The following is a 26,304-nucleotide window of genomic DNA, read 5'->3' on the forward strand; positions in this document are numbered from 1 at the left end:
AGATATCCTTACGGTCTCGAGGTATAGGGATTCGTCGTCTGTGATCCCGCGCTTCTTGAGGTCTTCGGCCGTCTTATCCAGGTATATGCCGAAATCCCCTATCTCGTTGCCGTACCCGGTTATTGCCTTCCAGTACGCGCTCTGGTATTCCGACAGCCTCGGGTTCATCTTGTTGAGCTCTTCCGACAGGGCTGAGATCTTGACGCCGGCCGCATTAAGCTCGGTTATCAGGCTGTTATAGCGCGGGATATCGCTTTTCGGGTCCATCCCGCTGACCTCCGCGTTCTTCCTGTCGAAATCCGACCTCATGGACCTGAATTTATCGGAATCGTCTTCCAGCCTTTGTTTCAGTGAATCGAGCTGGCGCTTGGCGCCGTCGACTTTTTTCCTGTCGTCGGCCATAGCTTTTAATTTTTGCGCCATCTCCTCCAGCCCCGGCGGCACGAAGGTCCCCCTTTCGATGGCTGCCTTCCTGAAGGAGGCATCCAGGGCATCGTTTTCTTTTTCACCGGCCTTACGTATAGACTCTATCTCGCTTTTTTGTATCCTCATCGTTCCCATGCCTATCTGGAGAGTGATCGAGGTATCGTCCTCTTGCCTGATTATGCCGGCCAGGTTGCCGCCCTTCTTAAGTTTTATGGAGTCAGCCCCGGCAGAAAGAGGAAGGGAAATGAAAATGAGCAGGATGAGAACAAATAAACGCTTTTTTTCCATCACGTCTCCTAAAGTAACGACGCGGATATCCAGCCGATGAAAAGGCCCGGGAAGAGGCCGGCAACGATGATCCCGATAAGGGCAATGATCAGGGCGAGTTTTACGGCCCCGGTACCGGGCGTCGCGGGAACGGGCAGCACGGACACGGGCAGCCCGGCGCGCGGTTCAGCCAGGTACATGAATTTGATAATCTTGACGTAATAATAAATAGCCAGGACGCTGTTTATCACTCCGGCGATCGCGAGGATATAGCACTTGGATTCTATCGCCGCGGCGAAGACGAGGAATTTACCGAAGAATCCGGCCAGCGGCGGGATCCCGGCAAGCGAGAGGAGGAAGACTGTCAGGAGGAACGCCAGGACAGGCTCCCGTTTCGAGAGGCCCGAGTAATCCTCGATGTAATCGGTCCCGAGCCGGTTCGATATGAGCACAACGCAGCCGAACGCGCCGATGTTCATCAATACATAAGCGAGTATATAGAACATCATGCCTTGTATCCCCAGAGCGGTTCCTACGACGAACCCTATCAATATGTAGCCCGCCTGCGCTATGGACGAATACCCGAGAAGCCTCTTTATGTTTTCCTGGTTTATGGCGAGGATATTCCCCGCGGTCATCGTTATTATCGCGATGACAGAGACCATCTCCGACCATCCGGGGAAGAGAGGGAAGAAGTTCTTGAGGAATACGCGAATGAGTATCGCGAAACCTATCGCCTTCGGCCCGGCGGATATTAACGCGGTCACCGGGGTCGGCGCGCCCTGGTAGGCGTCCGGCACCCACATGTGGAACGGCACAAGCGCGCATTTGAAACTCAGCCCGGCGAAGATCAGCAGCAGCGCTATCATCGAGGCGAAGATATTGACGTTCCCGGCCGCCAGGACCCGGCTTATCTCCGCGAGGTCGGTAGTGCCGAAGAGGCCGTATATGAACGATATGCCGTAAAGCATTACGCCGGTGGCGAGGGCGCCGAAGAGGAAATACTTCAGGCCCGCTTCGCTCGAGCGCCGGTCGGTCTTCAGGAATCCTACGAGGATATACGACATCAGAGAGACGGCCTCGAGCGCGATATATATCATCATGAGGTTATTGGACGAGGCGGCTATCATCATGGCCACTGTCACGGCGAGGAGGAGGAAGTAATACTCGCCCGCGTCCTCATCGGAGAATGCCTTGTATCCCATCGAGACGAGGATGACAAGGCCGATGACGAGAAATACGATCTCCTTGAAGAACTCGGAGAAAGAATCGTTGATCAGCATCCCGGAGAAGAGCGGGGACGTCGCCTGGTAGCTTTGCGGCATGAGCAGGACCGCGCAGAGGAGGCCGAGCAGGCAGAATATGCCCAGGAAAGCCCTTCTCTTTACAAAAAGCCCGAGGATAAGGGCCGTGACCGCGAACCCGGTCAGCGCTATCTCCGGCAGGAAATATTTAACGCTGAGGAGGACGTTCAAAACAGGGCCCCTCCGATATGTTGTATCAGGTTGATTATGGCCGGCGACTGGAAGTTGAGTATCAAGAGAGGATATACGCCGATGGCTATTATCACTATCATCAAAGGAGCAAGCGTAAATATCTCGCGCCTGTTTATATCGGTTATTTTAGACCATGCCGGGTTGAGCGGCCCCAGTAATACGCGCTGGATCATATAGAGGAAATATCCCGCGGTTATTATGATGCCGAGGACCGATATTACGGTTATCAGCCTGAACGCCGCGAAACCGCCCATCAGCGACATGAATTCGCTTACGAATCCGCTTAGCCCGGGCAGGCCGAGCGAAGCGAGCGTAAAGACCGTAAGTATCCCGGCGTAGACCGGCATTTTCGCGCCCAGGCCGCCGAATTTGTTGAGGTCCCTGGTGTGGGCGCGGTCATAAAGGACGCCCACGAGAAGGAACATGCCTCCGGTTATCACGCCGTGGTTGAACATCTGCATCAGCGCGCCGTTAAACCCGGTAACGGTCATGCTCGCGAGACCGAGCATCACGAAACCCATGTGGCTTACCGACGAATACGCGACCATCTTCTTGAAATCCGTCTGCGCCATCGCCACGAACGCGCCGTAGACGATATTTATCAGCCCGAGTATTGCGAAGGGAAGCGCGAAGTATATCGCTGCGTCCTTTAATATCGGGAAGCTTATCCTGAAGAAGCCGTACCCGCCCATCTTAAGCAGGACGCCGGCAAGCAGGACGCTTATCGGAGTAGGCGCCTCTACGTGCGCGTCAGGCAACCACGTATGGAAAGGGAATACGGGGACTTTTATCGCGAAGCCGAGATAGAAGCCGATAAATAGCGCTATCTGGAAACCCTTCGCCAGGGCGCTGCCGCTCTTCGCGAGCTCGAGCATATTGAAAGTGTGCGGGTTCGACGTGAAATAAAGCGCCAATATCGAAAGGAGCATGAATACCGAACCTGCCAGGGTATATATGAAGAACTTGATCGCCGCGTATTCTTTCCTCGGGCCTCCCCATATCCCTATCAGGAAATACATCGGCACAAGGACTAGCTCCCAGAATACATAGAAGAGGAAGAGGTCCAGCGCCAAGAACGTCCCGAGCATGCCGGTATTCAACAGGAGGTACAGGAAATAATACTCCTTCTGCCGTTCTTTTATCCCGTATGAGCCGATGCAGGCGAAGAAGCCCAGGAGCGCGGTCAGGAATACGAGGCCGATGCTGATGCCGTCGACGCCGAGGTGGTAGTTTATATTTATCTGCGGTATCCACGGCAGTTGCTCTACGAATTGCATCGCCGTCCCGCCGCAGTCGAATTTCAGGAGGAGGGCAACGGCCAGGACGAGCGCGAGGCCTGTCGCGGCCGTGGCTATGGTCTTCATCAGCCCGGTCCTCTCTTTCGGGATAAAAAGGATAAGCAGCCCGCCGAGGAGCGGCAGGAAGACTATCGACGTCAACAGGGGAAAGGGCATTCTAACCTCCTATCAATTTTATCAGTATGATTATCGCGAGCCCGAAGAACGCTATCAGTATATAATTCTGCACGAGGCCGGTCTGCAGCCTGCGCAGTATCGCGGAGCAGAGCCACGTGATGTTCGCCGCCATATTCACTATCCCGTCTACGATGTAGAGGTCGAACCAGGACTGTATCCTGCTTAAGACGACCGAGACATGCGCCGCGAGGTTTACGGCGCCGTCAACGACGTTAAGGTCGAATTTGGCGGCGGATTCCGCGAGCCGGAAACAGGGCTTTATGAATATCGCCTCGTATATCTCGTCGATATAATATTTGTTCGAGAGGAGCCTGTAAAGGAAACCGAACCTGGCGCGGATGTCGGCCGAGAGTATCTTGTTGTTGAGTATATAGAAAGAATAGGCGAGGCCTATCCCGATGACGGCTATCGCCGTCGATACGCCCATCGTGAGATAGTCGGGACGGACCGGCCTGAAAAATCCGGCGAATACCGAAAGTACGGCTAAGATGGCCAGGGGGATAGTCATAACGTACGGCGATTCATGGGCGCGCACGCCGGGCCGCGCCTTCCCGAAGAGGACGAGGAATATAAGCCGGAAGATATAAAATGCGGTCATAAGACTTGTCAGCGACGCAACAGCGAACAGGACCGGGTGGCCGGTATTTATTATTTCGGACAGGAGCTCGTCCTTTGACCAGAAGCCTGAGAGCGGCGGTATTCCGGCGATCGCCAGTCCCGCGATTATCAATGTCGTGCCGGTTATTTTCATCTTCGGGAAGAGCCCGCCCATCTTGCGTATATCCTGGGTGTGTATCGCAGGGTCACCCTCCACATGTATAGAATGTATTATGCTTCCCGCGCAGAGGAAGAGCAGGGCCTTGAAGAACGCGTGGGTCATCAGGTGGAAAGTGCCCGCCTCATAGCCGCCGACTCCGAGGCCCAGCATCATAAGCCCAAGCTGGCTTATTGTCGAATATGCGAGGATGCGTTTTATGTCGTTATTGACCAGCGCGATCGAGGCGGCCATGAACGCCGTTATCGCGCCGACATAGGCGACCGAGACCAGGGCGATATGGTGGGAGATGAACAGCCCGTAGCAGCGCGCGATAAGATATACGCCTGCCGCGACCATCGTGGCCGCGTGTATCAACGCCGAGACCGGGGTCGGGCCTTCCATCGCGTCAGGCAGCCATACGTGCAGGGGGAATTGCGCCGATTTTCCTATCGCGCCGCAGAATATAAGTATGCCTACGGCCGTGAGCGTGACGTCGTTTATCGCCAGGCCTGCGAGGTCCCTGAAATAGAGAGTCTTTACCGAGAAGAAGAGGAGCAGTATGCCGACCAGGAGCCCCGTGTCGCCTATCCTGGTCGTTATGAACGCCTTCATGCCTGCCCTCGCGGCCGCGGGCCTCTCGAACCAGAACGATATCAATAAATATGAGCAGAGACCGACGCCTTCCCAAAATATATAGAGCATTACGAAATTATCAGCCAGCAACAAACCGAGCATTGAGCCCATAAAGAGCGACATATACGCGAAGAATCTCGAGTACCTCGCGTCATCGCGCATATATCCCATGGAATATATCTGTATGAGGGTCCCGACGATAGTGACGACCAGCAGCATCATGCATGTGAGCGGATCCACCATTACCCCGAAATCGAGCGGGAGTCCGTTCAAGAAGATCCATTTCGCGACGGTATAAGAGCCTTCGCCGTTCAAGTTCCCGATAAAAGTGACGGCCGCGATGGCCAGGGCGATGGATGAGGCGGCTATAGATACGAGCGCGCTTGCCTTCTTGAGCCTGCGCCCAAAGAGGATGTTTATGGCAAAAGCCATGAACGGGAAGAGCGGTATAAGATGCGCGTATTTTACCATTTCAGCATGTTCATCTTTTCGGTGAATATCGTCTTCATGTTCCTATATACGGCTATCACGAGCACGAGGCCGACCACGGCCGATGCCGCCGCTATCGCGATGACGAATAACGCGAATATCTGGCCCAGCCCCTCGCTCCCGCTCGGGACAAGCCCGTCAGAACTGCCCAGGAATTTATTGAAGGTGATGAGGTTAATGTTCGCCGCGTTAAGGATGAGCTCGATAGACATTAATATGCCGATAGCTGTCCTGCGGGTCAACGCGCCGTACAGGCCTATCGCGAACAATACCGCGCCCAATATAAGGAAATGGCTTTGGGGTATCATTCTTTATTTACCTTTCCTATCACTATCGCTCCGACGAGCGCGGCGAGAAGGATAAGCGATATGACCTCGAACGGCAGCGCGTATACCGACATGAGCGACTTGCCGATCTCCTGGAGGGTCAGCGGCTGCGCCTGGACGAGCGCTTTCTTCCACGGCTCGCCTATTATGATGAATATAAAGAATACGCATATCATTATCGCGATCACGCCGCCTGCCAGGACCTGCTTGTTCGTGTGCCTTATCGACCTGTCGCCGATGTTCGCGGTCAGCATTATAGCGAAGAGGAATAATGTCACTATCGCGCCGACGTATATAAGGACCTGGACCACGGCCAGGAATTCCGCGCCCAGGAAGAGGTAGACACCGGCGACGCAGAAGAGGGAGACGGCCAAAAAGATCGCGCAATGGAAGATGTTGCGCGAAGTCACGACGCCGATGGCCGATATGACCGCGGCCGCGGCGATGACGTAGAACGACGCCTGGACGATGAACCCTTGCGGCAGCCCGTAATTATTAAGCAGGTTATTTAACAGTTGGATGAGCCCACTCATCGTATTTCCCCGTATTTAAAAGGTCTATATGCGTTATCTTATCCCGGCCGTATACCGCTATCTCGTACATCTTGTTCATATATATCGCCTGCGTCGGGCATACCTGGTCGCACATGCCGCAGAAACAGCAGAGCTCCATATTATATTTGAAGTGCTCAAACTCCTTTTTCTTCTCCGCGTTCTCTTTATGCGCGAGAGAAAGGCATCCCGTAGGGCATATCTTGACGCACATGTAGCACTTGATGCATTTTTCGGTGCGCAGGTCTACGAGACCGCGGTACCTATCGACCATCCGGAGTTTCTGCGTCGGGTATTGGATGGTGACTGCTTTAGAAAAGAGATTCCTCAGTGTCACCAAGAGCCCCCTTATAAGGCTCCAGGCGCCTGTGATTATATCCTTGAAATATTTTATCATCTAAGTAATACCCATCCCGAGACCGCGAGGTTCGCGAACGCTATAGGCGTGAGCACCTTCCAGGCGAAACCCATCAACTGGTCGACGCGCACCCTCGGTAAGGTCCACCTGACCCACATCAACACGGTTATGATGCCGTATGTCTTTATCAAGAACCATAATACCGGCGGCAAGAACGGCCCCTGCCATCCGCCGAGGAATAATGTCGCGGCGAGGGCGGAGACAATAAAAAGATTGGTGTATTCGCCGAGGAAGAACATCGCGAATTTCATCCCGGAATATTCAGTGTGGAACCCTGCGACCAGCTCCGACTCGGCCTCGGGTATGTCGAACGGCGTCCGGTTTATCTCTGCCGTCGCGGAGATCACGAATATGAGGAACGCCAGCGCCATATTCGGCTGGAAGACGAACCACATCCCTTTCTGCGCCTCGACGATCTTCTGCATCGAAAGGGTGCCGGCGAACATGGCCGCGGTCACCACCGATATTATCAACGGGACCTCGTAACTTACTATCTGGGCGGCCGAGCGCATCCCGCCCAGGAGCGAATATTTATTGTTCGAACCCCATCCTGCCATGAATATCCCGAGGACGCAGACGGAGGTGAGCGCAATTATATACAGGATGCCGATGTTCAGGTCGCGCGGTATCAGGTCGATCCCGAACAAATTTCCAAATGGGATACAAACAAAAACCATCACTGACGGGACGACCGCGAAGAACGGCGCGAGCCACCAGACCGGCTTATCCACGCCCTCAGGCGTGATATTTTCTTTTAAGAGCAGTTTTATGACATCCGCTACCGACTGTAAGGCCCCATGCCAGCCGACCCGCATCGGGCCGTACCTGGTCTGGATATGGGCCGCTACCTTGCGTTCCCACCATATAAGGAACATCGCCGATACCGCGATAAATCCGAGGACTACCGCGCCGACGATAACCATGACTATAAAAGTAAGGATAGAGACCATTATCTGTCTATATCTCCCATTACGATATCCAGGCTGCCGAGCACGCAGACGACATCCGCGACCTTCAGGCCCTTTACCATTTCCGGGAGGACCGCGAGGTTGGAGAAAGAAGGAGAGCGTATCTTCAGGCGGTAAGGATATGCCGAGCCGTCGCTTACGGCGTAAAAGCCCAATTCACCGCGCGGCGCCTCCGTCCTCATATATGTCTCGCCCGGCTCCGGCTTGATGACCCGGCCTATCTTTATTGTCGGGTCGCCTTCGGGAATGCCGCCTATCGCCTGCTCCACGATGCGCAGGCTCTGCCTCATCTCCTCGATCCTAACCTTGTACCTGTCCCACGAGTCGCCGTTCGCGCCTGTCGGGATGTCGAAATTGAACCTGTCATAACAGAGGTATGGTTCATCCTTGCGCAGGTCCCATTTGACGCCTGATGCGCGCAGGTTAGGGCCGGTCACGCTGTAATTTAGCGCCTTTTTTTTCGAAAGGACGCCGATGCCTTTTGTCCTCGCGGTGAATATCGCGTTCGAGCTGAATAAGCTCTCGAGGTCGTCTATCTTCGGCCGCATGTATTTGACGATGTTTCTTATCTTTTCGTCCGCGCCTTTTGGCAGGTCGAACTGGACGCCTCCTATCCTCATATAATTATACGTAAGGCGGTTCCCGCATAATTCGTCGAAGAGCTCGACTATCTTCTCGCGCTCGCGGAAGCCGTAGAAGAGGGGAGTGGCGAACGCGCCCAAATCCTGCACAAACGTCGTGATCCCGACGAGATGGCTTGCGACCCTCTGCAATTCCGCGATTATCACTCGGATGTATTTCGCGCGGTCGCTGACCTCAGCCTTCATCAATTTTTCAACGGTGAGGACATAACCGAGGTTGTTGCCCATCGAGGCGATATAGTCCAGCCTGTCGGTAAAGGGTATGAACTGGGTATAGGTGCGGTTCTCGGCGATCTTCTCGATGCCGCGATGGAGGTAGCCGATGTGGGTGATCAAGTCGACGACCGTCTCGCCGCTCAGCTTGACCTCGAGATAGAGGACGCCGTGCGTCGACGGGTGCTGCGGGCCCATATTGACCCAGAATTCCTCGGTTTGCAGGTTTTCTTTTACGGTTTCCATATCAATATCTCGCCCTTCGCTTCGCTCAGGACTTCGGCTTCTTTACGATATCCGGCCTCTCGAAGCTCTTCCTTAGCGGATGGACGTCCCAATCGTCCGGATTTAATATTCTTTTTAAATTCGGGTGGTTCAGGAATTTCACGCCGAAGAGGTCGTAGACCTCGCGCTCGAGCCAATCGGCAGATCTCCAGATATTCGCCAGGCTCTCGACCGTAAGGTCGTTAAGCGCGAGCCGTATCTTTAAAGTCGCGGAGGCGCGGCTAGTTATGGAATAAAAGATGTAGATAAGCTCGATGCTATCGTTCTTATCGACGGCAGTGATGCAATGGAGGTTGTCGAACCCTTCTTTGGTAAGGCGGCGCGCCGTCTCCGGAAGGGCTTCTCTTGGTATCTCTATCTGTTTTTCAGGGGCGTCAGCGGCCACGTTTTTCGTTCCTTATCTTTTCCTGGAGTTTCATCAGCCCGAAGAGGAGGTTTTCCGGGCGGGGCGGGCATCCCGGTATATTGACATCTACCGGTATCCCGAGCGCCTCGGTCCCTTTGACGACGGAATAGGTATCATGATAGAAGATCCCGCCTGAAACGGCGCAGTTCCCCATCGCGATGACGTATTTCGGCTCGGGCATCTGCGCGTATAGCCGTTTCATGCAATCGCCCATCTTTACGCAGATCGTCCCGGCGACTATCATCACGTCGCATTGCCTCGGGGAGGCGCGGAATACCCCTGCGCCGAACCTGTCTATATCAAATCTGGAGGCGCCCGTGCCTATCATCTCGATAGCGCAGCAGGCGAGGCCGAAGGTGAGAGGCCAAAGCGAGGAGGCCTTGCTCCATTTAAGGATGCTTTCGCCGGTGGTAAGGACGATGGACCCGCCGGGGAATTTTTGGATGAGCCCTGAGGCAGGTATCTTCTCGATCACTGCCATTCGAGGGCTCCTTTCTTCCAGGCGTATGCGAGGCCCGCTATAAGGATGGCGATAAAGACCATCATCTCAACGAAAGCGACCATCCCAAGCTCGCGGAAGACCACCGCCCAGGGCACAAGGAAGAGGACTTCGACGTCGAAGACGACGAATATAAGGGCTATGAGGTAGTACCGGACGTTAAACTGTATCCACGAGCTGCCCTTTACCACTTCGCCGCACTCGTAGCAGGCCTTCTTGGCCGGGCTGGGGTCGCGCGGCCTCAGGAACCAGGAGACGATAAAGGCCCCTGCCACAAAAGCGATCCCGAAAAGGAGGAATAACCCTACGTATCCGTAATCCGCTATCATAATTTGGCTTTAGACTCCCTGGACTGTCTTGCTGGTCATGATAATGGTTGGCTTGTATGATTATACAAAAGATAAGGTTATAATGTCAAAGGTATAAATGCCGGCCCCTCCCTTAAATAATTCTTGACAAAAAGGGGATATGTGTTATAATTACCTTCGTAGTAAATAAAAGATTAGAAATCCTATACCGCAACGGTTGGTGATAATTCTAGCCTTGCGGTTTTTTTCTGTCGTTATTTACTATAATTCCAGAGGAAAGGAGGTTAGTAAATAATGGCAAAAGGTAAAGTTAAGTGGTTCAGCGACCAGAAAGGTTACGGATTCATTACTCCTGAGAACGGCAAGGATGTATTCGTACATCACAGCTCGATCCAGGGTGAAGGTTATAAATCTTTAACCGAGGGACAGGAAGTCGAGTTCGAGATCGAAAAAGGTCCCAAGGGTGAGCAGGCTACGAAAGTAGTAAAGCTCTAATCCTAGAGAAACCAAGACTAAGGCCCGGGTTCAAAAGACCCGGGCCTTGTTTTTTGTCCGATAAACGTGTAGAATACGGGCCATGGCTAAATTCAAACTCCAAAAGAAGACGCTTGTCTACGACGGCAGGATAGTCCGGCTTGTCGTAAGCGACGGCCTGATAAGGGGCCGCAAGGCGAGGTGGGAGGTGGTCCATCATATCGGTTCGGTCGGCATAGTGCCTTTCCTTGCCAAAGACAAGGTCGTGCTGGTCGAGCAATTCCGCTACGCAGTCGGCGAGAGGCTCCTTGAGATACCGGCCGGCACGCTGCACAAAGGCGAAGCCCCGCTCTCGGCGGCCAAAAGGGAGATACAAGAGGAGATAGGTTACGCGGCCGGCAGGCTCGAGAAGATCAATATATTTTATCCTTCGCCCGGAGTCAGGATGAGTTTGTGATAATTTACAAGGCGACGGGCCTCAGGCCCTCCAAGCTCGCGGCTGATTTCGACGAGGACATAAAGGTAAGAACGGTGAAGCTTTCGGACGCGTTAAGATATATAAAAGAAGGCAGGATAAGGGACGCGAAGACGATAATCGCGCTCTTACTTGCCGCGGAGAAGAGATGAAAGACGAATTTAACCTGGTCAGGATAATAGATGAAGCGGCTAAAAAAGACCCGCGCTACGACGGGGAGGCCTATTTCTTCGTCCTCAAAGGGCTTAATTTTACGGTAGCGAAACTCGATAAGCCCCGCCATGTGACAGGGCGGGAGCTCTCCGACGGCATGCGGCTTTACGCGGTAGAACAGTTCGGCCCGATGGCCAAGAACGTCCTCGAGCACTGGGGCATCACCCGGACGGAAGATTTCGGGAATATCGTCTTTAACCTCATAGAAGTGAAGCTCCTCGCCAAGACCGAGACCGATTCTATAGAAGACTTCAGGGATGTCTACGACTTCAAGAAGGCATTTACCCGCCCGGTGGAATACAAGATAGAATAGAAGCGCTTAGTTAAAAATTTCTTAAAAAGAATACTTGACAACATAATTGTTATCATATAAACTATCAATACAATAACAAATATAAGGAGATCGTCATGGCTACCGAACTGGACAGGCTGAATAACGAGGCGGTATTAAAGTTGGTGCGCATTTCCGAGGCGCTTGTAAAAGCCGGCGACAGGTTCTTCAGCAAATACGGGGTCACGACCACCCAATACGACGTTTTAGTCATACTGAAGTATTCGGAGAAGAGGGTCACGCAAAGCGACTTGGGCGGCCATCGCGTCGTATCCCGCTCGAACATCACCGGCATCATCGACAGGCTCGAGAAACTCGGCCTGGTAAAGAGGGAAGGCAGCGCGGATGACCGCCGGGTAAAATATACCGCGATAACACAGAAGGGAAGGGACCTGATAAGGAAGGTCGAGGAGAAATATTTCGATAACCTCAAACAGATCGTATGGTTCTTGGACGAAAAAGACAAGCGCGAGCTTACCGAGATCATAGGCAGGCTCGAAAAGGGGTTAAAGAGGGCTGAAGATGCATTCTGATAAGCTGGTGACCAATGACGGCGTTGAGATCTCCTATGAGCATTTCAAGAACGGCCACGATTCGCTTGTCATTATATGCCCGGGGTTTTTCAACAGCAAAGCCAACGGGGCCATAAGGCTGTCGATCGGGCTGGTTGAGGATTCGCACGACGTTATTATCTTCGATTTCCGCGGGCACGGGGAGAGTGGAGGCAAATTTACCTGGACTTCAAGAGAGGCGCTCGACCTCGAGGCGGTACTGGACTATGCGGTAAGCCAAGGGTATAAAAAGATCGGCTTGATGGGGTTTTCGTTAGGCGCGGCGATATCGATAATCGTTGCGGCCAGGCGGCCGGAGATAAAAAGCATAATCCTGGTCAGCGCGCCGACCGGTTTTTGGAGGATGGATTATAATTTTTGGGAACCCGGAATGCTTTCCGACCTCAAGGCTAATTTGGAATGCAAGTGGGAAGGCAAAGGCGTGAGGCCCGGCAGCATCTTTTTGCCTAAGATCAGGCCGATAGACCGTATCGCCGATATTAAAGAGGCTCCTATCTTGTTCATCCACGGCGACAGGGACTGGGTCATAAAGGATTACCATTCAAAAAAACTTTATGATGCCGCAACGGTCAAGAGTAAAAAGCTGGTCATAATTCAAAAAGGCCTTCACGCCGAACGGCTAATCGAGGAGTTTCCGGAGAGAATGAAAGAACTCGTGGCCGGCTGGTTCAAAGAGACCCTATAAAAAGAGGCGAAAGAAGATGTCCAAGCCTAATTTCGAAGATCTTTCCATACATGAGATAATGGAATCCATAAACAGGAGATGGTTCTCGAAGACCGCCCTACAGATAAAGACCGAGGACGGATGGAACAGCCTGTCGTACGTACCGCTCGGAGAGAGGGTGGTAGATGTCTCGTCAACGCTTTTGAAGCTCGGGATCGAAAAGCACGACAGGGCCGCGATATTTTCGGAATCGAGTCCCGAATGGGCGATCGCCCTTTTCGGGATAATCTCGTGCGGCGGGATAGTCGTGCCGATGGACGTGAAGCTGAGCGAGAAAGAGACGGAGTTCATTTTGACCGACAGCAGCGCGAAATTTATATTCGTTTCGGAAAAACACCTGCCTGTCATAGACGCTATCAAACCGAAACTGCCGGGTCTGAAACATATATTCCTCCTGGATGATTCTGACCGCAAAGATGTAATAAAGCTCAAAGATCTTAAGATTAAGCACGGGGATAAAAAATATCTTCCCCTCTGCCTCGAGGACACCGCGCTTATCGTATACACGTCCGGCACGACCGGCGTCGCGAAAGGCGTGGAGCTCACCTATAAGAACCTGATGTTCCAGGCGAAGGAGCTAAACCGGATCATTCATTATACCGAGGAGGACAATTTCCTTTCGATGCTGCCGTTGAACCACATGCTCGAGATGACCGGCGGGCTTCTTTCCCCGCTTTATGTCGGCGCCACGGTCACTTATTGCGACAGCCTTAAGCCGGCGAATATCATGGCCCTCATGAACGAGACGCGCACGACAGTCGTGATAACCGTGCCGCTCGTCCTGAAGATATTCCACAGCGGGATAATAAAGAAAGCGCAATCATTACCGTTCCCGGGGAAACAGGCATTCTTCGCTATGCTCCACCTGTGCAGGTTTTTGCTGCGGTTCAAGATCAAGGCCGGGAAATTATTTTTCCGGAAAGTGCATAACCGGTTCGGAGGAAGGCTCAGGGCTTTTGTTTCGGGCGGGGCGCCGCTCGACCCGGCAGTAGAGATAGATTTCAACGCAATGGGTTTTAGCATCCTCCAGGGTTACGGGCTCACAGAGACGTCCCCGGTCATCACGGTAAACACTTTAGAAGAGCTTAAATACGGCTCGGTCGGAAAACCGCTGCCCGGAGTGGAAGTCAAGCTTATGAAGCCGGACGGGACTTTTTCCCCGGACGAGGGAGAGATCGTGACCCGCGGTGACCACACCATGAAAGGCTACTACAAAAACCCTGAGAAGACGGGCGAAGTGATAAAAAACGGATGGCTGCACACGGGCGACACCGGGAGGTTGGATAAAGACGGGTTTTTGTATATTACCGGCCGCATCAGGAACTTAATAGTCCTCGGCGGAGGAAAGAAAGTCTTCCCCGAAGAGATTGAAGAGGTCATGTCCGCCAGCCCGTACATTAGGGAGATATGCGTGTTCGGCAAAAAGGCGACCGAGGGGCTTAAGGCCGGGACTGAGGAAGTGTTTGCAGTGATAGTCCCAAACCTAGAGCGGTTTGAAGGGGAAGAGAAGAAGGACAAAGAGCTTATTAAGAAAAAAATCTGGGCGGAACTCAGCCGTTTAGGCAGCGACCTGGCTGAATACAAGAAGATACCGGATTTTATGCTTTATTTCGACGAACTGCCGAAGACGTCGACGAGGAAGATAAAGAGGAATGCGGTCAAGGAGCTGACAGGCAATGCATCCAGCGGCGTATAGTTTATTCAGCGCGATAGCGTATGCGACAGGGTTGTGCCTGTATTATTTTGAGGCAAGACGGAAGAAGATACCCCTCGAACCGCTCCTTTATATCTTTTTCGGGGCGCTGGTCGGGGGGTTGATCGGCAGCAAGCTGGGCTCGGTATTTTTTGTGTATTGGGATTATTTTTCCAAACACCTGTCCCATATCTTTATCCCGCAGATCGGCGGGAAGACGGTCGTAGGAGGCCTGATAGGCGGTTATTTAGGAGTCATAGCGACTAAGAAGATCATCAAGTTTACCCGTTCTACCGGCGACCTGTTTGCGCCTGCTCTGGCTATGGGCATCGCGATAGGGAGGATAGGGTGCTATTTCAACGGCTGTTGCTACGGCATAAACGGATTTCCGACGCAATTGATCGAATCAGCGTTCAGTTTCGGGCTATTCGTTTATTTATGGTCGATCCGCAAGAAGGTAAAGATCGAAGGGGACCTGTTTAGAATATTCCTGATCGCCTATGCGTTCTTCAGGTTTTGGATCGAGTTTTTCCGCGCCGACGCTGTCGGCGGCATATACGGCTTCAGCTCGGCGCAGATAATTTCTATTATAGTATTTGTTTGGGCGGGAATATCTTTAATTAATAAAGGAGCCCGATATGGAAAAGAAAATTTATAATACCGCTAAAGAAAAAGTAATAGATTTTATTATCGGAGGCCTTTTGGCGGCGCCATTTATCGTAATCTCTATTTTAGCTTTCTATCTAAAAGTTGAGACAGATTTTATGACATATTTGGCATCGGATAATATACTAATAATACTGGGGATCATATTAGCGGCATTCATCAGCGCCGTGTCGCTTGGGATTTATTTATGTAAAAAAAGAAAGTTCATGGGCATAGGGTTATTATTTTTTGTGGTCCCGGTCGTGATCGGCGCTTTATTGATAGCGTTAGTGCTGGGCGCTTGCGGGCTTATGTTCGGAAAATGAAAGTGGGCATGGTTGAACATTCTAATATTTAAATTTTGCTGGGGTTTTCTTCTCGGCGCTGCCGTATTGGCGCAGGTAATTTTTTCCGGGAAGGCGAAGAAGAAAGCGGGTCCGGCAAACAACATATTTGTTATCGCGGCCTTCGCCGTGGCATTAGGATGGTTCTTTGTAAGGGATTATATAGGAACATTTAAGGGCAATGCCGTCAGCGAAGGCGCCGGCGAGATACTCATGTTTACCGGTGTCGCGGGTTATGTATGGGCCCTTCTTACCCTCAGGCGAAACTGGTCCATCTCGGCGGAGATAAAGGAGGGGCACACCCTGGTCACGAACGGGCCTTACGCGTTTGTCAGGCACCCGATGTATTTCTTTATGATGCTGGTTTTGACCGGCTCCGGGTTACTGATATCAAATTATATGGTACTTCTATTTTCGCCGGTCGTAGGTATCGCGTATTATTTCAGGGCGAAGGCGGAGGAGGAGATGCTGAAGGAAGAATTTCCGCAATATGGCGCTTACTCGAAACGAGCAAAGATGTTGATACCGGGAATACTATGAAAGGAGAATAGCATGAAAAAGAACCTTGTTATAAAAAGCATACCCGTTATTTTATTTGCCGCTTTTTTAGTCGGATTTTTCGGAAAAGACATGGAAGGTATTTTATATTCATGGTTATGCGCCGGATTGGTTTTTATTGTCAGCATCGCATTGACTATTAACGCCATCGCAAACAAGAAAATGGGTATCGTAATAGCGATATTATTTATTGTATTTATTTTACTGCCTTTTTCAGTGCTTGGAAGCTGCGGGTTAACCTATTTAGGCGCATTAACCAAAACCATATTTATTAAATGAAAAATCGTTCAGATCAGAAACAAATCGAAAAAGATTATATCTTCCTCGAACTGACGCGGAGCATCTGCCCGGTCTGCAAGAAGACCGTTGACGCGCAGGTGAGGGTCAGGGGCGAGAAGGTGTATATGTTCAAGCGCTGCGCCGAGCACGGCGAGTTCGAGGGGTTGATATCTTCCGACGTCAATATGTACAGGCACAGCCTGGCATTCAATAAGCCGGGGAGGATGCCGCTCGAATACGCCTCTGAGGTAAAACACGGCTGCCCGGAGGACTGCGGGCTCTGTCCGGACCACCAGCAGCATACCTGTGTGGCGCTCCTCGAGATAACCGACGGCTGCAACCTGTGCTGCACGTCCTGTTTTGCTAAGTCAGCAGGAAGCAAGTACCTGGACCTGAAGACGATAGATTTCATGCTCGATAGCTATGTCAGGTGCGAAGGCAGCCCGGAAGTGCTGCAGATAAGCGGCGGCGAGCCGACCCTCCATCCCGACCTGTTCAAGATAATCGAGATGGCCCATTCCAAGAAAATAAAGCACCTTATGATCAACACTAACGGCGTGAGGCTGGCCGAGGATGAAGAACTGGCTAAAAGATTAGCCGATTGTAATGTCGAGCTTTATTTCCAGTTCGACGGTTTTGAGCCGCGCATATATGAGGTCCTGCGCGGCAGCAAGGAGGTCTTTAAGCTGAAACAGCGCGCGCTGGAAAATATTTCAAAATATAACATCCCGACGACGCTTGTCGCGACGCTCGCCAAGGGATTGAACGAAGACCAGATAGGCGAAATAATAAATTACGGGCTTAAGAACAAGTTCGTCAAGGGCGTGACGTTCCAGCCGATGATATACGTGAACGAAAAGATTAAATTTGACCCGATGGACAGGCTGACCCTGCCGGATGTGGTCAAAGAGATAGACAGGCAGACGAAGTCCCTTTTTAAGGTATCGGATTTTATACCGTTGCCGTGCCCGTATCCGACATGCTGCAGCCTGACCTATGCTTTTAAAAAAGACGGCAAAGTCACCCCGATAACGAGGAAGATCGACATAGAAAAATACCTGGACTATTTCAGCAATACACTCGTAACCACGCCGGCGCCTATATTAAGGAAAGCGTTGGAAGGCTTGTGGTCGGCGTCAGCGGCTATTAACTCGGCAAGCGTCTTAAAGGACTTTGTATGCGTCTGCGGGATACCGTTCAATAAGGACGCACTTGAGCAACTTAAGGATAACGTCTTCAGGGTCGTCGTAAAACCGTTCATGGACGCCTATACTTTTGACGTAAAAAGGGCGATGAAGTGCTGTATACATGTCATACAACCCGACGGCAAGCTTATCCCTTTCTGCGTATACAACAATATTTACCGGGACAGGTGCAGATGAGCAATATACTGAATAATATGATAGAGTTCCTCGCGGTCCTGGTGGTGATGTTTTTCGCGGTCTCGTTCGTCTCGAGGGTAGCGATGAAAAAGATGCCTCTGGACAGGTTATTTGCCAGGCTGCAGGGGAGCGGGGCTGTCGCGAGCAATTTTATTTCGGCGGTGATCGGTGCGGTGACGCCTTTCTGTGTCTGCACGACGATACCGGTCTTTACCGGCATGGTGCAGATGGGCCTCAAGACAGGCCCGGCCATGGCATTCCTCTTTTCATCGCCGCTCCTTAATATTTCGGCGGTGATATTGATATATTTTCTATTCGGGTGGAAATTCGCCGTGTATTTTACGGCCGCGATACTTTTTGCCGCTACGCTTGGCGGCATCCTGGTGCCGAAATTGGGGATGGAGGACGGGATAGAGGGGAAGGCGGAAGAAGGAGGTCTTCCGGAAGGCGGAAGCGGCAATGTCTGCAAAGACGCCGCGAGATCCTCGGCCTCTTTGTTGAAGAACCTGCTGCTCCCGCTCATTTTAGGCGCGGTAATTGCCGGTCTCATACATAATTATATCCCGGTCAAATTCATAGAGCGATTCAACGGTTTTCCCGTGTGGCTGGCGATACCCCTGGTCGCGCTTATCGGTTTTCCGTTATATTCAAATATACTGGTGCTTGCGCCGATATGCTTCTCGCTGGCGGATAAGGGGATGAACAGCGCGGTAGTGATGACATTCATGATGTCCGGCGCCGGGATCAGTTTTCCTTCGGCGTTGGTATTGAACAGGATCCTTAAGCGAAGGCTTTACCTTTATTACTTGGGGTATACCTTCCTGGCTTATTGTATAATAGGGCTCGGTTTTAACCTGGTAAGGTAAGCATGGCAAATTGGCTAAAAAAAATATTTGAACCCAATTACGTCAAACCGAAGGGGATCATCCTTTACGGGAGCGTCCAGGCGGTGATACAGACCCACAAGATGCTCGAGGATAAGGGATTCCTTGTCAGGCTCGTAGCCCCGCCGCCGGAATTCAGGATAGGCTGCGACCTTGCCGTAGAGTTCGAGCTTATCGAGCAGGAGGCGGTCGAGAATACAATAAAGGAACAGCCGGTAGCTCAGAATTACACTATCGTCTCCGCGAAGGAGATGCTGCCGGATATCCTGAAGCGATCGACTTTTATTGAGATCGACGGGTACCTTATGTGCAAGGCAGGCAACATGAAGATAACCGTGGATAAAATGGACCATAAGATCGTCAATATCTCGGGCGGGGGATGCCCGGATATCCCGTATGTGGCCGAAAAGCTCTACGGCCGGGAGATCGAAGAGGCGGAGGACCCGATAAAATTAGGCAACAGCCTTTGCTCCTATATGCTGCAGATATCTTTCGACTCGTTAAAAAATAAGGTAACAAGATAGATGCTCGTCCTTATCGGCACGGTGCCCAATAAAGTAGGCCTGCATATCGGCAGCGCGTCTGTCGACGGCGGAAAACTGAAGATAGGGAACGCTGAGTTCTCCGTCGAAAGGGGGACGGCCGCCATGGCCGCGTCTGCGGTGATGGTATGCAAGTACTACGGGCTCGAAAGTCCACTGTGCATATTCGGCGCGGATACCGGGGACGGCGTGGGCACCAACATGATGTTCCACGAGGCCTTTGAGAACCTCGATAAATACGATCCGGATGTCGTGACCCTGCATTATATGTTCCCGAAGGTGGGATACGGCGGGCCGTTTATCGCCAAAGTGGAATCGCTCAAGAAAAGGCCGCAGCTTATCGCCGACGCCGGAGGGATGTACCTGATGAAGACGACGAAACTGGCGGATAAGTTCGACGTATTCACCCCGGACCAGGGCGAACTGTATTTTCTCGCGGATGAAATGGCTCCCCACCCGCTTTATGTAAGGGAGGAGATAGCATACAAGGATTTGACGGCCGGATCGCTGGCCGGAATGGCGTATAAAAACAGGAACACCGCCAGGACGACTGTCATAAAAGGGGCCGTCGATCAGGTCTACCGCGGCGGGGTGAAAATAAAGGAAGTTTCGGGCCCGAATATACCGGCAATGGAAGCGATAGGCGGGACCGGCGATACCATAACCGGGATGCTCTCGGCCCTGAGGTTTAAGGGCGACCCGGACGCCGATTTCAAGGCGCTTATCATCAACCGCCTTATCGGGGAGAAGATCAGGTGCACGCCGGCGACCCAGATATCGGAATTCATAAATGCCGTCCCTGAGGCGATCGAAGAGTATGAAAAAAAATCCCGCTAGGCATTGGACGTATGCGGTGACCGGCCCGGTATTGGCGGCGCTGCTGATAGTCTTCTGGTATTTTAACCAGAATTACCTTGCAGATAAGAAGAGCGCAGTCGTTCTGTTGCTGGAAAACCCCATCCTGACATTCGGATTTGTCACGCTCGGCGCGTTCATAAGCGCGTTCATCTTCGGCGAATTCGGGATAAAAACGCCGCTTACTTATGAGCCGTTGATATACGGGCTGGCCGGGGGTCTCATAATGGGCACCGGGGCGACCATTGCCGCGATGTCGGTCTATTCGGTCGTGCTTTTTAACCTTGCCGGGATATTCAACCTGACGGCGTTCATGGTCACAAAGGGCTGGGTATACGCTGTTTTCATGATATTGGGTGGATTTTTCGGCTCAAAGCTGCTAAAATTCTTTACCCTGAAGACGGCAAGGGTAAAAAAGGATTTCTTCATCCCCGACGAGCTGATGGATAAGGGCGTCCAGAGGGCCGTTTTTTACGCGATCTTAGGATTATTTGTTTTTTTCGTCGTCGCGATACTCATATTCTCGAAATTGGGGACTCCCGGGAAAATAAGCTTTGTCTTTGCCGTAATATTTCTTTCGGTCTTCGGCGCGGTCGCCGAAAGGGGAACGATATGCATGTCGAGCATGCTTAAGGAGTGGTTCATCTCACGTTCCTCGTATGTCTGGCGAAGCGTCTTGTTTACCGTTATGTGCCTTGCCTTATTTTACCAGGCAGGGATACGGCTCTCTTTGTTCGGCCCGATCCTTCTCGAGAAGAACATTTCCGGGGCCGGTTTTCTAATGGCGGGATCATTTTTAATGGGTTTCGGTTTTATTTTTGCGGACGGGTGTTTTATAGGAAGCCTTTGGAAAGCCGGGCAAGGTAACATCATAAACATCGCCGGGATATTCGGGATGTTATTCGGGATCGGGATTTCGCAGGCGGTCATCCGGGCAACTGGTTTGCATCCCGCTGCCGGCCCTATCCCTAATTATATTGACGCGATATCAGGCTCTACCCCGTTTCTTGTTATCTTATGGGTAACCGGGCTTGTCCTGCTGCTGGTATTTAAACCGCAGCGTTATAGATATTGACGCAAACTTAAAGGAAGGGAAATACCGGTTCATGATCAAATCTTGCGGCATATGCGTCGGGGCATCGAACCTGACCTCTGTAGAGATATATAAGGAGGAGCATAGGCTCCGCGTGGGCAAGGTGATAAGCGTGCCCCACGAGGGGAACATATTCGGCTGCCTCGAGCAGGCCCTGAACAGGCTCCTCGACGATGGATACCGCAATATCGCCGTGACCGGCAGGAAGGTGGATTCATCGGTGAACCTGCCGTGGATCTCCGAACCCGAGGCGGTTGAAGAGGCGCTGAAATTCGTAAATACCGATAAGAAGCGCTACAACGCGGTCGTGAGCATGGGCGCCGAGCTCTTCGTTGCCTATGTGCTGGATAAGCACGGGAATATCTCCGGCGTAAGGACGCTCAATAAATGCGCCTCGGGGACCGGCGAATTCTTCGCGCAGCAGCTGAGGAGGATGAACCTCTCCCTGGGCGAGGCGGAGAAGCTCGTTTCTTCCGATAAGGTCTACCGGCTCTCAAGCAGGTGCTCGGTATTCTGCAAGAGCGACTGCACCCACGCGCTCAATAAAGGGCAGAATGTGAGCGAGATACTGGCGGGGCTGTGCGAGATGATGTCCAGGAAAGTCATGGAACTGCTCGTGGACATGCCTAAAGAAAAGGTGATGCTCATCGGAGGTGTCGCCCTGAACCCGCGGGTCATCAGCTTCCTTAAAAAAGAGATACATTCAATATACGTGCCTAACGAAGCCGCGTATTTCGAAGCCCTCGGCGCGGCCCTCTGGATAATGGAACACAACGCCGTCATATCCGGCGCCAAATTATCAAAGGACAGGCGGCGCTCCTCGAGATACACGGCCCTGCCGCCGCTTAGATCGGCGCTTCCGCTCGTCGAATTCAAGGATGCCTGGGAAAGAACGGAATATTCGGACGGGGACGTATGCATTTTAGGCCTCGACGTCGGCTCGACCACTACGAAGGCGGTAATAATGAGGGAGCGCGATAACGCGGTGCTCGACTCCGTATATCTCAGGACGAACGGCAACCCGGTCGAGGCCTCGCGCAATTGCTACAAGGCCCTTGAAAAGAACCTTAACAAGAAAATAAAGATAACCGGCCTGGGCGTCACCGGGTCCGGCAGGCAGATAGCCGCATTGCACGCGATGACGGACGGGATAGTCAACGAGATAATAGCCCACGCCCGCGCAGCCGTATATTTTGACGACGAAGTCGACACGATATTCGAGATCGGCGGACAGGACGCGAAATATACGCATATCAAGAACATGGTGGCATGTGATTATGCCATGAACGAGGCTTGTTCGGCCGGCACCGGCTCTTTCCTCGAAGAATCATGCAAGGAGACGTTGGGCGTTGAGCTGCGGGAGATCGAACGGTACGCGATGAAAGGGGAGAACCCGCCGAATTTCAACGACCAGTGCGCCGCATTTATAAGCAGTGACATCAAGACCGCTTCTTACGAAGGGCTCAAGAAAGAGGATATCGTCGCCGGGCTGGTCTATTCGATATGCATGAATTACAGCAACCGCGTCAAAGGCAACAGGATAGTGGGGGATAAGGTGCTCATGCAGGGAGGCGTATGCTACAACAAGGCCGTGCCTGTCGCCATGGCTTCGCTTTTGGGCAAGAAGATAGTCGTGCCGCCCGAGCCCGGGCTCATGGGCGCTTTCGGCGCTGCCCTGGAGATCAAGGATAAGATGGATAAAGGGCTGCTCAAGAGGAAAGATTTCGAGCTTTCCTGGCTTATCGGCAGGGACGTCAAATATCACGACAGTTTCAAGTGCAAGGGCGGCGCGGAAAAATGCGACCGCGGCTGCAGCATCCTCAGGATAGAGATAGGCGGCAGGATCTACCTCTTCGGCGGTTCGTGCAACAGGTATTATAATATAAACCATTCGGTAAATGTCGACGAGACAAAGTTAAACCTGGTCAAGATGCGCCAGGATAAACTTTTCGCGCCGCCGGCCCAAGGGGAAACCGCTCCTGAGGCCGCAAAGACCGTAGGTATAAGCAGGTCATTCCTTACGCACACCTTCTTTCCTTTATACTGCACTTTTTTTAGCTCCCTGGGGATGAGAGTTGTTGTTTCGGATGCCATATCCGACTACGGCGTACAGCATAAGAGGGCGCCGTTTTGCTATCCTGCCGAGATAGCCCACGGCCTCTTCCATAACCTCCTCGAGAAAGACCTGGATTATATATTCCTCCCGCAGGTCCTGGAACTTAAATCCAAGAAAGCGGAAAAGTCGAGGAAAGAACAGCAGTCCACATGCGTAATCCTCCAGAGCGAACCGTATTACCTGAAGAACACCTTCAAGAACTTCGACAAGAACAACGTCCTCGTCCCTGTGCTGGACTTTTCGAAAGGTCTCGGCGGCGCGCGCAAGGCCTTTGTGGAGATGTCCGGGAAAATGGGATTTTCGAAAAGGGACGCCGTAAGGGCCTATGAGGCGGCATGCGGCAGGCAGGATGATTTCACTAAGGGCCTGAAGCAATACGGGAGGGCGTGCCTCGGGGAATTGAAGAAAGACCCGGACAGGATAGCCGTAGTCCTTTTGGGAAGGGCGTATAATACCTTTGCCGCGGAAGCGAACATGGCGATACCGGATAAATTCTCCTCACGCGGGGTGACGGTCATGCCGTTCGATTCCCTGCCGTATGAGGACGAATCGGACGACGCGAATATGTACTGGGCGAGCGGGCAGATGATACTAAAGGCCGCGCGTTTCATAAAGAAGCACGCGCAGCTCTACCCGGTGTTCGTTACGAATTTCAGCTGCGGCCCGGATTCGTTCATCGTAGGCAATGTCAGGGATATAATGGATAAGAAACCGATCCTTATTCTCGAGATCGACAGCCATACCGCGGACGCGGGCATCAACACGAGGATAGAGGCCTTCCTGGATATAGTGGAAAGGTCCCGGAAACTCGACGCAGCCCCCTCTGACGGCGGGGAGGCGTTCACGCCGGCGCGCTGCATAAGCTACAAGAGAAAATTATGTGTGGTAGCTTCTGACGGGACGCGGTACGGGATCGACGACAGGAGGGTGAAACTGCTGCTGCCGCCGATGGGCACGATGGGGCCGCAGGGGCTGGCAGCTGTTTTTAAAACGGCGGGAATAAACGCGATAGCTCTCCAGCCGTCAGACGGCATTTCGCTTAAACACGGACGGGCGAATACGACATGCAAGGAATGCCTGCCGCTCATATTAAGCACCGGGAGTCTCATAAAATATCTGGAACACCGGGAGGACGGGGAGATACTCGTCTATTTTATGCCTTCGACCGGCGGGAACTGCAGGTTCGGGCAATATAAGACGTTCTTTAATGACCTCATAACGAAAAAGCGGATAAAGGACCTGGCGGTCTATTCGATGGATACCCAGAACAGCTACCTGGGCATGGGCAACAGTTTCAACATACTACTGCTTAAAGGCACGCTCATTTATGACGCGATGTATGACATAAAGAACGCGCTTAAGGTTTTGGCGAAAGACAGAGAAGCGGCGATGGGGATCTTCGATAAGCAGTGGGAGAATATTGTGCATTGCCTCGGGAAAAAAGGAGCCGGCCTTTACGAAGTCCTTGAGGCGGCGGCCGCCGCGCTAAAGGCCATTCCGCTGAAATACCCGCTCTCCGAGGCGACCACGGTGGCTATAATGGGCGAGATATACGTAAGGCGCGATGATTTCTGCTGCAACCCGCTCATCGAGAGGCTCGCGCAGAAAGGGATAGTCGCGAAGACCTCCCCGGTCCTCGAGTGGATCTGCTATGTCGATTACCTTGTGAAGAATAAATTGATAGAATCGAACCTGGGAATATCCGGCAAGATAGAATTCTTCGTGAAGACATTTTTACAGAGGAGCTACGAGAAGAAGATAAAGGGCATACTCGCCGGCTCCGGGCTCTACCATAATGACGCGATAGATATAGAAAAAATAATGAAGGCAGGGAGGAACTTTATCGACGAGCAGCTTACCGGGGAATCCATCGTCGTCGTGGGCTCGGCATTGAACGAAATAGTGGAATACGTCTCGGGGGTGATAAGCGTCGGGCCGTTCGCGTGCCTGCCCACCAGGATAATAGAATCGATATTGAACGGGAGCATGAACTTGAGCACGAAGAGAGAATTATCCGACCGGGATTTCCCCGGGCTCAAGGAGGTGGAGGAGCTTCCCTTCCTGTCCATAGAGATAGACGGCACGCCTTTTCCGCCTTTGATAGAAGCCAAGATCGAGGCGTTCTGCCTCCAGACAAAAAGATTGCACAAGAAGATCGTCACTTCGGACGCTGAAAAAGAGGACGGCTACCTCAGCTCTCTCCATAGCCGGTAGAGCTCTTCAAAACCGCATTCGTTCATTTTTTTAGCGCGTTTTTTCAGCGCCCGCTCGATATTCCCGAACCGTTTGGCGAATTTCTTTGTGGCGCTGTGGAGGGCTTCCTCGGCGTCGATGCCGCCGAAGCGGGAGAGTATCACGATAACGAACAATAAGTCGCCGATCTCTTCAGCGAGGCGGCACTTGTTGCCGCTTTTTAATTCCGCCTTTACTTCTTCAAGCTCCTCATGGATCTTATCGACGACAAATTTAACATCCGGCCAATCGAACCCCTGGTGGGCCGCGCGCCTGGAGACCTTCTGGGCCTTGATCAGGGCCGGCAGTGTCTTCGGTACGCCGTCTAATATGCTCTTCCTGTCTTTATAGGACCTTTCCTGCTCCTTGCGCGATTGCCAGTGTTTATAGGCGTCGTCCTCGTCCTTCGCCCTGTGTTTTCCGAAGACGTGCGGGTGGCGGTTGAGCATCTTCTTCGCCGACGTCCGCAGGACATCGTCGATATCGAAGGCGCCCCGCTCTTTCGCGATCTGGGCCTGGAATACCACCTGGAAAAGGAAATCCCCGAGCTCGTCCTTTAGTTTTTCCGGGTCTTTGGAATCTATCGCGTCGCAGAGCTCATACGCTTCCTCTATGATGTGTTTTTTGAGGGAGGAATGTGTCTGGGCCCTGTCCCACGGACAGCCGTCCTTCGCCCGAAGGCGGGCCATTATTCCGGTTAATTTCTCGAAAGGTCTTATGCTCATATGGACATG

The 26,304-nt window shown here is 52.3% G+C and carries 30 protein-coding genes; 17 read left to right on the forward strand and 13 right to left on the reverse strand.

The window, feature by feature from the left end; all coding sequences use genetic code 11:
• The 12 genes from WC317_06235 to ndhC form a co-directional block, all read right to left on the reverse strand.
• Positions 1-714, reverse strand: a 714-nt coding sequence (locus WC317_06235) for a hypothetical protein (protein ID MFA5339722.1), incomplete at its 3' end; no start/stop codon positions are given.
• Between the two features lie 8 nt (positions 715-722).
• On the reverse strand, positions 723-2,168 hold the full coding sequence (locus WC317_06240) for an NADH-quinone oxidoreductase subunit N (protein MFA5339723.1): 1,446 nt from the start codon (positions 2,166-2,168) through the stop codon (positions 723-725).
• Entirely contained in the window at positions 2,165-3,643 is a 1,479-nt protein-coding gene (locus WC317_06245) for an NADH-quinone oxidoreductase subunit M (protein MFA5339724.1), read from the reverse strand. The genes WC317_06240 and WC317_06245 overlap by 4 nt, the downstream gene beginning before the upstream one ends.
• A 1-nt stretch (position 3,644) precedes the next feature.
• On the reverse strand, positions 3,645-5,525 hold the full coding sequence (gene nuoL / locus WC317_06250) for an NADH-quinone oxidoreductase subunit L (GenBank protein ID MFA5339725.1): 1,881 nt from the start codon (positions 5,523-5,525) through the stop codon (positions 3,645-3,647).
• Entirely contained in the window at positions 5,519-5,851 is a 333-nt protein-coding gene (gene nuoK, locus WC317_06255; protein MFA5339726.1) for an NADH-quinone oxidoreductase subunit NuoK, read from the reverse strand. The genes nuoL and nuoK overlap by 7 nt, the downstream gene beginning before the upstream one ends.
• Entirely contained in the window at positions 5,848-6,402 is a 555-nt protein-coding gene (locus WC317_06260; GenBank protein ID MFA5339727.1) for an NADH-quinone oxidoreductase subunit J, read from the reverse strand. Before WC317_06260 ends, nuoK begins: the two co-directional genes overlap by 4 nt.
• Positions 6,374-6,817, reverse strand: coding sequence for a 4Fe-4S binding protein (locus WC317_06265; GenBank protein ID MFA5339728.1), 444 nt, complete (start codon positions 6,815-6,817; stop codon positions 6,374-6,376). The genes WC317_06260 and WC317_06265 overlap by 29 nt, the downstream gene beginning before the upstream one ends.
• Positions 6,814-7,788, reverse strand: a complete 975-nt coding sequence (nuoH, locus tag WC317_06270; protein MFA5339729.1) for an NADH-quinone oxidoreductase subunit NuoH — start codon at positions 7,786-7,788, stop codon at positions 6,814-6,816. Before nuoH ends, WC317_06265 begins: the two co-directional genes overlap by 4 nt.
• Entirely contained in the window at positions 7,788-8,906 is a 1,119-nt protein-coding gene (locus tag WC317_06275; GenBank protein ID MFA5339730.1) for an NADH-quinone oxidoreductase subunit D, read from the reverse strand. Before WC317_06275 ends, nuoH begins: the two co-directional genes overlap by 1 nt.
• A 25-nt stretch (positions 8,907-8,931) precedes the next feature.
• Positions 8,932-9,330, reverse strand: a complete 399-nt coding sequence (locus WC317_06280; protein ID MFA5339731.1) for an NADH-quinone oxidoreductase subunit C — start codon at positions 9,328-9,330, stop codon at positions 8,932-8,934.
• Positions 9,320-9,832, reverse strand: coding sequence for an NADH-quinone oxidoreductase subunit B family protein (locus tag WC317_06285; protein ID MFA5339732.1), 513 nt, complete (start codon positions 9,830-9,832; stop codon positions 9,320-9,322). The genes WC317_06280 and WC317_06285 overlap by 11 nt, the downstream gene beginning before the upstream one ends.
• Positions 9,823-10,179, reverse strand: a complete 357-nt coding sequence (gene ndhC, locus WC317_06290) for an NADH-quinone oxidoreductase subunit A (GenBank protein MFA5339733.1) — start codon at positions 10,177-10,179, stop codon at positions 9,823-9,825. The genes WC317_06285 and ndhC overlap by 10 nt, the downstream gene beginning before the upstream one ends.
• Positions 10,180-10,452: 273 nt before the next feature.
• On the opposite strand from ndhC, the gene WC317_06295 reads away from it, so the two are divergent.
• From WC317_06295 to WC317_06375, 17 genes are all read left to right on the forward strand, one after another.
• Positions 10,453-10,653, forward strand: coding sequence for a cold-shock protein (locus WC317_06295; protein MFA5339734.1), 201 nt, complete (start codon positions 10,453-10,455; stop codon positions 10,651-10,653).
• Between the two features lie 82 nt (positions 10,654-10,735).
• On the forward strand, positions 10,736-11,089 hold the full coding sequence (locus WC317_06300; protein ID MFA5339735.1) for an NUDIX hydrolase: 354 nt from the start codon (positions 10,736-10,738) through the stop codon (positions 11,087-11,089).
• Positions 11,086-11,259 carry a hypothetical protein gene (locus WC317_06305; protein MFA5339736.1) on the forward strand — a complete coding sequence of 58 codons (174 nt, stop codon included), beginning with the start codon at positions 11,086-11,088 and terminating at the stop codon, positions 11,257-11,259. Before WC317_06300 ends, WC317_06305 begins: the two co-directional genes overlap by 4 nt.
• Positions 11,256-11,633, forward strand: coding sequence for a Minf_1886 family protein (locus WC317_06310; GenBank protein MFA5339737.1), 378 nt, complete (start codon positions 11,256-11,258; stop codon positions 11,631-11,633). Before WC317_06305 ends, WC317_06310 begins: the two co-directional genes overlap by 4 nt.
• Before the next feature lie 95 nt (positions 11,634-11,728).
• Positions 11,729-12,184 carry a MarR family transcriptional regulator gene (locus tag WC317_06315; protein ID MFA5339738.1) on the forward strand — a complete coding sequence of 152 codons (456 nt, stop codon included), beginning with the start codon at positions 11,729-11,731 and terminating at the stop codon, positions 12,182-12,184.
• Complete coding sequence (locus WC317_06320) at positions 12,174-12,908, forward strand: alpha/beta fold hydrolase (GenBank protein ID MFA5339739.1); 735 nt, start codon at positions 12,174-12,176, stop codon at positions 12,906-12,908. The genes WC317_06315 and WC317_06320 overlap by 11 nt, the downstream gene beginning before the upstream one ends.
• 16 nt (positions 12,909-12,924) lie before the next feature.
• Positions 12,925-14,643, forward strand: coding sequence for an AMP-binding protein (locus tag WC317_06325; protein ID MFA5339740.1), 1,719 nt, complete (start codon positions 12,925-12,927; stop codon positions 14,641-14,643).
• Positions 14,624-15,298, forward strand: coding sequence for a prolipoprotein diacylglyceryl transferase (locus WC317_06330; GenBank protein MFA5339741.1), 675 nt, complete (start codon positions 14,624-14,626; stop codon positions 15,296-15,298). The genes WC317_06325 and WC317_06330 overlap by 20 nt, the downstream gene beginning before the upstream one ends.
• Entirely contained in the window at positions 15,279-15,611 is a 333-nt protein-coding gene (locus tag WC317_06335; GenBank protein MFA5339742.1) for a hypothetical protein, read from the forward strand. Before WC317_06330 ends, WC317_06335 begins: the two co-directional genes overlap by 20 nt.
• 12 nt (positions 15,612-15,623) lie before the next feature.
• Entirely contained in the window at positions 15,624-16,169 is a 546-nt protein-coding gene (locus WC317_06340) for an isoprenylcysteine carboxylmethyltransferase family protein (GenBank protein ID MFA5339743.1), read from the forward strand.
• Between the two features lie 12 nt (positions 16,170-16,181).
• Positions 16,182-16,466 carry a hypothetical protein gene (locus tag WC317_06345; protein ID MFA5339744.1) on the forward strand — a complete coding sequence of 95 codons (285 nt, stop codon included), beginning with the start codon at positions 16,182-16,184 and terminating at the stop codon, positions 16,464-16,466.
• Positions 16,463-17,848, forward strand: coding sequence for a radical SAM protein (locus WC317_06350; GenBank protein ID MFA5339745.1), 1,386 nt, complete (start codon positions 16,463-16,465; stop codon positions 17,846-17,848). The genes WC317_06345 and WC317_06350 overlap by 4 nt, the downstream gene beginning before the upstream one ends.
• Entirely contained in the window at positions 17,845-18,714 is an 870-nt protein-coding gene (locus WC317_06355) for a permease (GenBank protein ID MFA5339746.1), read from the forward strand. Before WC317_06350 ends, WC317_06355 begins: the two co-directional genes overlap by 4 nt.
• Before the next feature lie 2 nt (positions 18,715-18,716).
• Positions 18,717-19,256: a DUF3343 domain-containing protein gene (locus WC317_06360; protein ID MFA5339747.1), complete on the forward strand. Its 540-nt coding sequence runs from the start codon at positions 18,717-18,719 to the stop codon at positions 19,254-19,256.
• The gene (locus WC317_06365) at positions 19,257-20,111 is read left to right on the forward strand and encodes an NAD(P)H-hydrate dehydratase (GenBank protein ID MFA5339748.1); all 855 of its coding nucleotides are present in this window, start codon (positions 19,257-19,259) and stop codon (positions 20,109-20,111) included.
• Entirely contained in the window at positions 20,092-21,204 is a 1,113-nt protein-coding gene (locus WC317_06370; protein ID MFA5339749.1) for a YeeE/YedE thiosulfate transporter family protein, read from the forward strand. The genes WC317_06365 and WC317_06370 overlap by 20 nt, the downstream gene beginning before the upstream one ends.
• Positions 21,205-21,235: 31 nt before the next feature.
• The gene (locus WC317_06375; protein MFA5339750.1) at positions 21,236-25,552 is read left to right on the forward strand and encodes an acyl-CoA dehydratase activase; all 4,317 of its coding nucleotides are present in this window, start codon (positions 21,236-21,238) and stop codon (positions 25,550-25,552) included.
• On the opposite strand, the gene mazG is transcribed toward WC317_06375, so the two are convergent.
• Entirely contained in the window at positions 25,525-26,295 is a 771-nt protein-coding gene (gene mazG, locus WC317_06380; GenBank protein MFA5339751.1) for a nucleoside triphosphate pyrophosphohydrolase, read from the reverse strand. The two genes, WC317_06375 and mazG, sit on opposite strands and share 28 nt — an antisense overlap.
• Positions 26,296-26,304: the final 9 nt, after the last annotated feature.

Source organism: Candidatus Omnitrophota bacterium (genome assembly GCA_041653595.1).
Classification (GTDB): domain Bacteria; phylum Omnitrophota; class Gorgyraeia; order Pluralincolimonadales; family Pluralincolimonadaceae; genus Pluralincolimonas.